At 58.2% G+C, this 10683-nt stretch carries 9 protein-coding genes; 2 read left to right on the top strand and 7 right to left on the bottom strand.

Annotated features, from left to right (window positions below):
• Nucleotides 1-313: NADPH-dependent F420 reductase (locus NKI22_RS07425; protein ID WP_352937259.1), on the bottom strand; the 313-nt coding region annotated here is incomplete at its 3' end.
• Between the two features lie 150 nt (nucleotides 314-463).
• On the bottom strand, nucleotides 464-1198 hold the full coding sequence (locus NKI22_RS07420) for an SDR family NAD(P)-dependent oxidoreductase (RefSeq protein WP_023716505.1): 735 nt from the start codon (nucleotides 1196-1198) through the stop codon (nucleotides 464-466).
• Between the two features lie 268 nt (nucleotides 1199-1466).
• Here NKI22_RS07420 and NKI22_RS07415 point away from each other — a divergent pair, with 268 nt between their 5' ends.
• On the top strand, nucleotides 1467-2363 hold the full coding sequence (locus NKI22_RS07415) for a LysR family transcriptional regulator (protein WP_023716506.1): 897 nt from the start codon (nucleotides 1467-1469) through the stop codon (nucleotides 2361-2363).
• A gap of 202 nt (nucleotides 2364-2565) precedes the next feature.
• Here NKI22_RS07415 and NKI22_RS07410 read toward each other — a convergent pair whose 3' ends face one another.
• From NKI22_RS07410 to NKI22_RS07390, 5 genes are all read right to left on the bottom strand, one after another.
• Nucleotides 2566-4866: a mechanosensitive ion channel family protein gene (locus NKI22_RS07410; protein ID WP_245278482.1), complete on the bottom strand. Its 2301-nt coding sequence runs from the start codon at nucleotides 4864-4866 to the stop codon at nucleotides 2566-2568.
• A gap of 347 nt (nucleotides 4867-5213) precedes the next feature.
• Complete coding sequence (locus tag NKI22_RS07405; RefSeq protein ID WP_023716508.1) at nucleotides 5214-6296, bottom strand: adenylate/guanylate cyclase domain-containing protein; 1083 nt, start codon at nucleotides 6294-6296, stop codon at nucleotides 5214-5216.
• Between the two features lie 3 nt (nucleotides 6297-6299).
• On the bottom strand, nucleotides 6300-6791 hold the full coding sequence (locus tag NKI22_RS07400) for a Rab family GTPase (protein ID WP_023716509.1): 492 nt from the start codon (nucleotides 6789-6791) through the stop codon (nucleotides 6300-6302).
• 16 nt (nucleotides 6792-6807) lie between these two features.
• Nucleotides 6808-9465 (bottom strand): OmpA family protein, encoded by a 2658-nt coding sequence (locus NKI22_RS07395; RefSeq protein WP_352810413.1) that lies wholly within the window; start codon nucleotides 9463-9465, stop codon nucleotides 6808-6810.
• Between the two features lie 7 nt (nucleotides 9466-9472).
• Nucleotides 9473-10138 (bottom strand): DUF3450 domain-containing protein, encoded by a 666-nt coding sequence (locus tag NKI22_RS07390; RefSeq protein WP_031193285.1) that lies wholly within the window; start codon nucleotides 10136-10138, stop codon nucleotides 9473-9475.
• A gap of 409 nt (nucleotides 10139-10547) precedes the next feature.
• Between NKI22_RS07390 and NKI22_RS07385 the strand changes: the two genes are divergently transcribed.
• Nucleotides 10548-10679: a glycosyltransferase family A protein gene (locus NKI22_RS07385; protein ID WP_352791327.1), complete on the top strand. Its 132-nt coding sequence runs from the start codon at nucleotides 10548-10550 to the stop codon at nucleotides 10677-10679.
• Nucleotides 10680-10683: the final 4 nt, after the last annotated feature.

Below are 10683 nucleotides of genomic sequence, written 5' to 3'. Positions count from 1 at the left end.
AGGACGGGAGACCGTCCAGCTCTTCAGGGACTGGAAACGCGTTCATCGCGTCGATGACCGTCTTGCCTTTCCAACTCGGCAGGACCTTCGCAACCTCGCGATGTTCCCCGAACGGGACCGCCAAGATGATTGTGTCGGCCTCGAGTGCATCCCGCAGCGACTTGGCGACGACCGTGGGTCCAATCGCCCGAGCCTGCGGCGCCAGCGCCTCGGGCGGCCGGCGGCTCGCGACGGTCACGTCGATGTTTTTACGGGCGAAGGCGTGGGCGAGGGCCTGGCCTATCTTACCGAATCCTACAATTGCGTAGCTCATAATGCTTCTCCGATCCGTGTTGGTATTGATTCCCCGGCCTTCAACGGCGCTGGGTTATTCGTTCCGCTGTGTGGCGACCTTTGCGTGGTCGTTCCACCATGGACACGCTAGTTCCCGCCGGTCAGCCGCTTCCCGCGATCCGGCGCGATTTCAGATGGCCGAGAAGCCGCCATCGACAGACAACTCCACCCCATTCACGAAGCTCGAATCGTCGGAAGCAAGAAACAGCGCGGCCGTCGCAATTTCCTCAGGACGCCCCATCTTTCCCCGCGGGATCAGGGATTCGAACATCCGCTTCCCCTCCTCGTCGAGAACTTGGTCCTGCATCGGTGTGGCGATCGGCCCCGGGTGCAGCACGTTCACCCGGATATTCCTTCCCTTCAGCTCGTTGAGCCACCCGCGTGCGAATGCGTGCAACGCCGCCTTGCTCGCCGCATACACGCTGTAACCAGGAAAACCTTTCACCGAAGCAACTGATCCGGTCATGAAGATCGATCCGCCATCGTTGAACAGCGGCAACGCCTTTTGCACCGTGAACAGCGTGCCGCGCGTATTCAGGCCGAAGGTCGCATCGAAATGCTGCTCGGTAATCTCGCCCAGTGGGACGGCTTCGCCCGTGCCGGCGCTCGCATACAGGACGTCGATCTTGCCCTTTTCCCGCTTGACTGTATCGAACAGGCGGTCGAGGTCATCGAGATTGGCCGCATCGCCGCGCACGCCGGTCACGTTCCGGCCGATCAGCTTGACGGCCTCGTCCAGCGCCTCCTGTCTCCGGCCCGTGATGAAAACATAGGCGCCTTCTTCAACGAACCGCTTGGCGCTCGCCAGCGCCATGCCGCTCGATCCACCCGTGATGACTGCAACCTTACCCTCAAGCTTTCCCATGACTTCTCCTTTCGTGGTGTCGGGACAGCATCTGCCTCCGAGAACCTCGAAATGGGTCCGCCGGCGTCAGGTGTTGAGTGCGGAAGCGCGCACATCGGTGGTGCGAACTCGATCCGGCTGGACGACTGAGGCCAGCCGCGACGATCGGCGTCCGCCGTTCGAAATTGGGCCGCGCTCGTCGACATAGGCTATGATGACCGCCCGTACTGCTGTTCGATGTGTTAAATACGGGCTTTGGAAGGCGCACCGCGCGGTGCCGGATTGCACCATGATCGACTGGGATGACGTTCGCTACTTTCTTGCCGTCTCGCGCGGAGGCTCCGTGCGGGCTGCCGCCGAGCGCCTCGGTGTGAACCACTCGACCGTGCTGCGACGCGTCGCCCAGCTCGAGGAACGCCTCGGGGTGCACATGTTCGAAAAGCTGCCTTCGGGCTACCGCCTGACGGCTGCGGGCGAGGAGGTCCTCGAGTTCGCGGACCAGATGGAAGTGTCGTCGCACCTGCTGGAGACGCGCGTCTTCGGGCGCGACCAGAGCGTGCGCGGGCTTCTGCGGGTGACGCTGGCACCGCCCCTCGCGACACACCTGCTCATGCCGGATTTCGCCGATTTCGCGCGTCTGCATCCGGACATCGAGATGGAAATCTTGTCGTCCGGCGAGCTGGCAAATCTGACCAACCGGGAGGCCGACGTCGCGATCCGCGTCGTCTACGACCGCAAAACCCTGCCGCTCAATCTTCACGGCCTGAAGGGACCGGAGCTGTTCGGCGGCGTCTACATGTCTCGCGATCGACTAGCCGCGTGGCGTGCGGGCGCGCCTGATCCCATCCGGTGGATCGTCATAAGCATTCATGGCATCCCGGATTGGGCCAGCGAGGGTGAGGTTCGTACCACGGGGGTTCCGTTCAGGACCACGGACGGCGAGGCGCAGATCGTTGCAGTACGGCAAGGGCTCGGGATGACGACACTGCCGTGCTTCGTCGGAGATGCCGACCCCCTACTGGTGAGGGTGCCGGGCACCGACCTGCACATGTACGGAACGCTCTGGCTTCTCACACAGGGGGAGACACGCAAGACGAAGCGCGTGCGGCTCTTCACCGAGTTCGTATCCCGCAGGCTCGCCGCGTACGCGCCGCTTCTCGCGGGACGGTCCTTATCGCGTGACTGACGCGCGGCAGGTAGCCGATGGCGCTGTCTCGAACGTACCGCTGTATCAACTTACGCAGCCCGATGTAAATCTCGGGACGGACTCTGGTTGTAGACTGCCTCGTGACCGTCTTTTTCGTCTTAACGGTTGAAGATAGAAGAGTATCCCTGCCACGGGCGATGCGCGGAAAGCGACGCTGTGACCGGCAGGTGTCACAGCTTTCCTACTCCGGTGTGCTGGCTTTTTTTCTGCGCCGAATAGTGTGCGACTGCGCAACGGCCATTTTCAACTCGGGTGTGATCTCCAACGGCGCATTCTCTGCCCCATGTGGGTTCTGTAGCCCCTGGACCTGGACGGTCGGAAATGGGAGTTCGATGCCCTGCTCTTTGAAGACTTGGCGGAGGCGTACATAGAATTTGCGTTTCATACCGAAGGCGCCTCCCGGTTTGGTTGTGGCCTTGACCCTCAATACGATGCCGTATTCGCCGAACTCCTGTACGCCCTGCATCTTGATCGGGTCGAGCACCCAGTGTTTGAACTCGGGATCTTCCGCCAGTTCGAGGCCGATCCGCTTGATCAGCTTGCGAGCGAAGTCGATATCGGTGTCATAACCAACGGTGATGTTGAATTTGTCGATAACCCAGTCACGACTCTGGTTCTGGACTGCCCCGAGTTCACCGAAAGGTATCGTGAACAGCGGACCACGATGGTGGCGCAGCTTCACCGAGCGCAGCGAAAAGCTTTCCACAGTACCCTTGTAATTGCCCGATGAAATGTATTCGCCGACACGGAACGCATCATCGAGCAGGAAAAACACGCCTGAAATGACGTCCTTGACGATGGTTTGTGCCCCAAAGCCCACGGCGACGCCGACGACGCCAGCGCCGGCGATCAGCGGGCCGATCTGGATACCCAGCGAGGCGAGCATCATAAGCACCGCCATCACGATGATCGATGCGAGCAGAATGTTCTGGAGGATCGGCAAGAGCGTGTGCAGCCGCGCCTGCTGCGGATCGAGGACCGGGACATCCTCGTCGCTGATCACAGGGTGCGGTGTTTCGATGCCCAGCTTTCGTTCGATCAAAGCTTTGATGATCGACCAGCCGAAATCGGCTGCTAGGGCAATGACCACGACATTGACCAAGCCGCGCAATATGAACGTCGTCGTCGTATCGCTGTCCCGCATGGATTGCATGTCCAGACCCCAGACACGTGCGAGAAAGTAAGCCGCCGCCAAGATGAAAATCATTCGGATTGCGCGATCGATGACAGCGATCGTCACCGCCGGGATCGTAGGCCGGCCGACATCTTCCGAACCTGGTCGCAGAACGAAATTAACCCCGCGCTGCGTCATCACGATTGCAAAAGGCAGGAAGAATGCGGCGAAGGTAAACCAGAAGTATGTATAAAGGCCGGCGATGCGCTGCAGGAACAGGACGACGAAATAAGCAGTCAATAGCCATGTCGCTTCCGTGTGACCGATGTGGCGCGCACCGTCTCGCTGCGTTCTTGGCCGACGCCAAACCGCGAGCAGCAGGAGCACCAGCAGCACGAAGTCGGCGCCCAGTGACAGGACCATCATTCCGTCCTGATCGATGCCGAGACCTGGCAAGAGGATAAACGCGGCGCCGAAGAAGGCGAAGACGCCGACGATCCGGGGTAGCCAATAGGACCAATGGTCAGCCGCTTCGTTGGTGATCGGCAAAGCACGAACCTCGACGGCATTCTCGACATTCATGAAGGAAGGGACGAGCATGGCCATGACGTACATGCGCACACCCCATGTAACGACTGCCGCCATCAGAAATGTCAGTACAATCTCGCGGATAAGCATTGGCCAGTCGAACAACATGAACGCGCCGGCGCTGCCCAGTGCGAAAGAGACGATCAGCATGCTGGAATAAAGCATGCGACCACCAATCTTCTTGGCTCGCCCAATCGGCGTATCCTTCGGTTGCGCGATAATCCAAAGACGAAATGGACGGGTGAACTTGAACGTTGCCCAAGTGAGTGCCAGGCCGGCAGCGATGAACATCGCAATCAGCACAAATACGGCGGCTGACCCCTTGCTGGACATATCCTCCATCGTCTCTGCCCGAACGCGCGCGAACTGGCCTGGCAGCAAGGGCAAAGTTCGCACGATTCTTTCGATATGATGCCTGATCCCATCAAGCGTCGAGGATGCCATCGTATTCATCTGGCCGGGTGCGGCCACGGCGCCGGACGATGCGTCGGTCGGCGAAGCTCCTGTCTCGGCAGGCGCTCCCGTTGACCCGGCGTCCTGATTTCGCTGTTCGGCCACCCAGGCCTTCACTGATGGATCGTCGAGAAGCTCGAGCAGCTGTTTGACCCTTTCAGGCGGGGCGGTCGCCGGCGCCTGCGCCTGTGCCTGACCTGTCAACAAAAGGGCGATCCCAAAGACGAGCGGCCTGGCAATCAGGGCAAACATCGCAGTCAGGTCTCCGAGACGCCGTGCCAGGCGCGCCAGGTTCCTGGCCCCCAATCGTCGAATGATGCGTGGCATCGTGCTGTTAACCTTCCGGTCAGATCGGCTAGCAACGACATCTATGTCCGTTGTTGCCCTACCTTGAAGAAACCGATGTTGCGGTGCAAGACGTCATCGTTTCGACCCAGACCGTTACGCCGGGTACTTCGCGGTGTCTACTTAGCCGCCGGGGGAGGGCATTCCGACCTAGGCCCAGCCTCCAGCCGTTATATGAACTGCGCATCCGTGATGCTGGGCGTAAAAGACCCGGCACCAGGATCCCCCAGGCCAGAACGCGTATGCCGCGGTGGGCATCGCCGACCGAGGCTATGTGATGGAAACTGGGCGCATGACCGTGCAGGGAAGAACGATGGCGACGTCAGATATCAGGATCCGATTTCCCCCGGGAGCCGCCACATTCGCACACGACCTGTACCACGCAATTCCGTTTCCGCGAGTGGGTCGCAAGCAAAATTTGGTCCAAGCAGTTTGTGAGTTGCATCCGAAATACGGATTTCATCGGGCTCCGCGGACGTTTGGATACGTGCGGCGAGATTAACGGTGTCGCCCCATAGGTCATAGGCAAACCGCCTTGTGCCTATGACGCCCGCCACGATTGGTCCTGAGTGAATTCCAATTCTGAGTCTTATCGGTTCTCCTGCGAAGCGTTCGAGCTTAACCGCCTTCCGCAGTTCAAGTGCATAGTGCGCAAGGGCTTCCGCATGATCGGATCGCGCGGCGGGCAGGCCAGCGACCACCATCACACAATCGCCGATTGTCTTGATCTTTTCGCAGCCGTATCGCTCCGAGAGCAGATCCGCCGCCTTGAAGAAGTAATTTAAAATAGCGAGCGTCGTCACGGCTCCGACGTTCCGCGCTCTTTCCGTAAAACCGACGATGTCGGCAAAAAGCACACTCACCTCTGCGTAGTTGTCTGCAATTTCTTCGTGCGCTTTTAGCCGCTCCGCGATAGACGCCGGAAGAATGTTGAGGAGCAGGGCTTCGGCGCGCTGGTATTCACGCGACAATCCCTCTTGGCTCGCCCTCAACGCCTCGTTCATCGATTGTAATTTCTCGTTGAGTTGACGCTCCCTCTCTTGCAGGAGCGTCATTTCATAAGCCTTCTGTTGAAGTCGCTGCCTATTGTCGCGTTCGGCAGTGGCGTCAAGAAAGAGCAGCCACACGCAGGCATTGTCAGCAAAAAGATGGAGGTCCGCGACACGCCCGCTGGGCAGTTCGACCATGGCCATATGATATGGAAGCTCCGGGCAGGGCAGCAAACCTTCCATGAATTCAAGCTGCTCGGCAACAGGCTTACCTATGCGAACTGATGAGAGTCCGTAATGTTTAACGTTGCCGCCCTTCGCAGCTATGCAAAGCTGGGCGTCGATTTTCAGATATGCGACGGAGCGCTCGTTGTAGAAGAAATCGTAAATCCAGCTTCTGACTTCTCTTGGCAATTCATGCATGGTCTATTTTGCGACCATCGAAGCAAGCTGACGAAACGCATCATCAACATGTTCACCCGAAAGCGCACTTGTTAGATAGATTTGCCATCCAAGTTGCCTCAGTTCGTTAATTTCACTATCCGATATTGCCCACCGATCGGCCAGATCGGATTTGTTGAGCAGCAATACAAACGGCATAGCGCCGAATTCAGCCTCGGCCCGCTCGCGCAACGTGAGCGCCACGGCGAGAGTGGCGGCGCGGGTTCCATCGACGACAAGCACGAGCCCGCTCGCACCTCGCACATAGCTGACGCGGAATGAGCCGATATCGTCTTCGCCGGCCAAATCCCACAAAATCAGATCCACGGTTTTGTCCGGGAATGCGACACTCTTCTTGTCGATTTTCACTCCCACCGTGGTCAAGTAGGTTTCTGAAAAGATGCTTTGCACAAACCTGCGAACCAGACTCGTCTTTCCGACAGCGAACCCGCCCAACATGCAGATCTTCTTTTGCAATTTCCTGGGCTCCGCCCTAGTGGAAGTTTACCGTAACCGAAACTCTGCGGTTGGCGGAGTTCCCCGTTCGGCTATTTTCAATCTCCGCTGGCTCAAAGGTGCCCGCGCCGCGAACCAAGAGCAACTCCGGATCGACGCCGCGCTTCTTGAGAAGCGCACGAACTGTTTCCGCGCGCGCGGCGCTGATCGACAATTTGGCCGTTTCACGGCCCGTCTCGTCCGAATGGCCGGTCAACATGAACTGTGCTGTCACGCCTGCGTTGCGGGCGTCCTTGGCCAATTGCTTCAACTGATTCGCCAAATTGTCGAGAACCGGCAGTTGCTCTGGTCCCGGTACAGCCTTGCCAGAATCGAAGAAAATGTTGACCGCTTGAATAGCCTCCCTCGAATGAGTGAGTTGCGGAGGGGTCAACTCACGCAGCTCGGAGATTTCTAGAGAGAGTCCGTCCGCGGACAGCTGTTGGGCGGCGACCCGCGCCCGATCTATCCATGCGGCAGGAGCCTCACCCTGGGCAACAATGCGATCCTTGATGATCATAAGCCGAACCGATTTCGGCGGAGCCAGCGACGCCATCAGCCGCTTCAGCACGAACTTCGGATCAAGGCTTTGATAGAATTGCCACTGTGAATGAACGCGAGCAGGATCGACCCCTGTTCCGGACAGCAGAGCCTGCGGGTTGGCGGCCTGCGGGTCTCTCAGGCCGGAAATATAGAAATGTCCGCCCCTCGCCGTTTGTTGGGCGACGATGATTCCCGCTTGGGCCTCCAGTCGCGACACATAAGTCTGCCAGTGCTCCGCCGCGCGTGCTTCGGGGCTCACATCACGAACCTTGGAGATGTCGAATTCCGGTCCGCCTGCCGAAAGCTGTCGGGCCGCTGCGCGCGCCCGATCTATCCAGGTGTCGGGAGCCTCACCCTCGGCAACGATGCGGTCCTCGACGATCGAAAGCCGAACTGATTTCGGCGGGGTCAGCGACACCATCAGCCGCTTCAGGACGAACTTCGGATCAAGGCTCTGATAGAATTGCCACTGCGAATGAACGCGGGCGGGATCGACCTCCGTTCCGGACAGCAGAGCCTGCGGGTCGGCGGCAAGCGGGTCTCTCAGGCCGGAAATATAGAAATGTCCGCCCCTCGCCGTTTGTTGGACGACGATGATTCCCGGTTGGGCCTCCAGTCGCGACACATAAGTCTGCCAGTGCTCCGCCGCGCGTGCTTCGGGGCTCACATCACGAACTCTGGAGATGTCGAATTCCGGTCCGCCTGCCGAAAGCTGTCGGGCCGCTGCGCGTGCGCGATCTATCCAGGTGTCGGGAGCCTCACCCTCGGCAACGATGCGATGATCGACGATCGAAAGTCGTACTGAATCCGGCGGAACCAGCGACGCCGTTAGCCGCTTCAACACGAACTCCGGATCAAGACTCTGATAGAATTGCCAGCGTGAATGAACGCGGGTTGGATCGACCTGCGTTCCGGCCAACAGCGACTGCGGGTCGGCGGCAAGCGGGTCTCTCAGGCCGGCAATATAGAATTGGCCATCGCGCACCTTTTGTTCGGCAACGATGATGCCCGGCTGGGTCCCCAGGCGCGACACATACGCCTGCCAGCGTTGCCCGGATTGCCAGGAAAGAAAGAACCAACCGCCTGCGGGAATCAAAACCAGCAGGACTGCAGCCACTACCAGCCACGGAAATCCCTGGTTTGATTCCTCCTGCTTCAGTTCAACGCAGGTCTGCAACTGCGTCTCTACGCCGGCCAACTGCGAACTGTCGCCGTCAAACTGCTCTAGAGCCTGTGAGTATTCATCATGGATGCGAAGCAATACATCGCGAATTATTTCATGTAATTCCTCCGGCGGATTTCCCCGGATCACCGCAACCAGGGTCGCAAACGGTCCAACTTCCGACCAGAGACGAAGCTCCCCGAAACGAATAGTGTCCAGGCCGCTCTGTTCTTTCTCGTTAAATGAGTCTTTTACAAAATCCTGAATTGCACTAAGCATCGAAGAGATCAGTTGAGGATCTTCGCTGGTTGCGTTTTCGGCAGTTACATGCTTGATCAAAAGCCCGGAATTGCGGTGAATGAGAAAGGCGTGTTCTACACGATAGACAAGAGAATGCCTGAGAACAACTTCTGAGAAGCTTGCCCCCGTTCTCCAAGCTTCAAATCTCCACTTGAGCCCATGCCAAGTAAATATATGTCTTAAAGTTTCATTCAGCGACTGAAAGGTTTGGTCGATCTTTTCGCCGATCGACTTGCGAATAGCCGGCAGAAACACCGGGTATAATATATCCGTCAGCGTGCGCGGGCTTTTCTGGATGGACCGTTGCACAGCCCTCTCGACAGCCGGCGCAAGGGCCTCTCCGAGTTGCGCATGAAGCGCACGTGCGGCTGCACTGGGGAGAACGCTCCCCAGTGCAGCCGCAAGCTGCTCGGGTTCGTCGAGCAGGTGCGTAACTCGTGAAAGCTCCGAAATTTCGCGACCGACCAGCAACTGGCGAAGCGTTTCCATGCGAGGATCGGCGGTTGGGATTCCGTCGAGACGCGCACGATAGTCCGGATCAACGTTCCGGGCAATTTCGATCAAAAGGCGAGCCAGAGCCTCGCGATCAATCTCTGTATCGTTCGAAGCTGCTCTTTGAGGAAGGCTGATTGGGTCGACGGTCGACGTCAAGTTCCGATCAACTCACTTTCCAGGTACGCTCCGAGTTGCTCTTGCTGCCGACGGGATCCTGATTTAGACATTTTGCAACCTCGACAAACAGGCCAGCCAAAAGATTTCGGTCGGTCTTGACATTGCCGAGATCGGAAAACATTTTCTCCATCAGCATCTGAATGCTTTCATTCTTTTGCTTGATTTCCTCACGCAGCAAATGGTCGTTTCGATTTATCCGGTCCGCAACTTCGCGCTCAAGCTCGCTCAACTGATCCGACAACGCGCGCACCTGCTTTTCAAGCGCCTGATTTTGCTCGCGAAGATTCCGGTCAATCTCCTTGTCGGCGTCGGCTCGCGCGTCTTTTTCGTTCCGCAATTGCGCGGCAAGCGAGTCGACCTGCTTCTTTGCATTTGACTCGTACATTTCAAGATTGCGCTTGGCCTCGGATTCGACATCCTTGAAGCGCTGCAAGACCCGTTCTTCAAGCTTGGAAAAGCGGCGGTCATAGTCCTGCATCTGGTTGCCGAACAGCAGATCACGTATCTTGTCGACACCTACAGCGTCGCCGGGGGCCCCGCTCTCGCGAGCCTGGCCCGCCACGAAGGTCAGCCCGTTTCCGTCTGCATTACTTATCAGATTTGCGTCCGCTTTATTTGCCGAAGAAGCGGTACTCGAAGATTCCTTGGCCATCCCATGCCCCTTCTTTTGAACATTGTCACAGCGCTAATTTAGCAACTGATAAACATGTCAGCAAAATAGCCGACCCGCAAGCCGGAATCTTCTCGGCTTAAGTCGTTTCGTGCGTCCCCATTCGGGTAGATTTGGACATGCGGCTCGATCCGGATCAGCTTACGCTCGCGTCTCGCCCGCGATCATCTTTTTGCAGATGAAATGCGGGAAAGGAAATGCCGCGGCGCATCGGCCTCAGTCTAAGCCGTCGGGCATGCGCGCTTGCCATTCGGCCTGTCTTCAAGTCTTTTTCGCCTGCCTCTAATTCGCCCCGATCTTGACAGGGCAGTGCTGCCAGCCGATGCCGTCATCCGGTTTTGACATTCGCCGACTCTTGCCGAAGAAAACGAAAGCTCGATGATCCAGGACAATGCTACCGCAAGGCGGTGTGGTACCGATGCTCAATGCCGAGCAAACCGTCGGCGCAACGCTTGTCGGCATCCGCCGGCAGACCTACCAGATACTGGATATAGTCGTGGTAGACGATGGGTCGATGGACTGATCGG

It is taken from the genome of Mesorhizobium sp. M0778, from assembly GCF_040320105.1.
Lineage (GTDB): Bacteria > Pseudomonadota > Alphaproteobacteria > Rhizobiales > Rhizobiaceae > Mesorhizobium.
Note: the sequence above shows the minus strand (reverse complement) of the source record. Positions and strands in the feature narration are given on the sequence as shown.

Excerpts from the sequence above, each read along its gene's own strand:
- NKI22_RS07390 (WP_031193285.1), bottom strand. The coding sequence starts at position 10,138 with ATGGCCAAGGAATCTTCGAGTACCGCTTCTTCGGCAAATAAAGCGGAC.
- NKI22_RS07415 (WP_023716506.1), top strand. The coding sequence starts at position 1,467 with ATGATCGACTGGGATGACGTTCGCTACTTTCTTGCCGTCTCGCGCGGA.
- NKI22_RS07420 (WP_023716505.1), bottom strand. The coding sequence starts at position 1,198 with ATGGGAAAGCTTGAGGGTAAGGTTGCAGTCATCACGGGTGGATCGAGC.
- NKI22_RS07405 (WP_023716508.1), bottom strand. The coding sequence starts at position 6,296 with ATGCATGAATTGCCAAGAGAAGTCAGAAGCTGGATTTACGATTTCTTC.
- NKI22_RS07385 (WP_352791327.1), top strand. The coding sequence starts at position 10,548 with ATGCTACCGCAAGGCGGTGTGGTACCGATGCTCAATGCCGAGCAAACC.
- NKI22_RS07410 (WP_245278482.1), bottom strand. The coding sequence starts at position 4,866 with ATGCCACGCATCATTCGACGATTGGGGGCCAGGAACCTGGCGCGCCTG.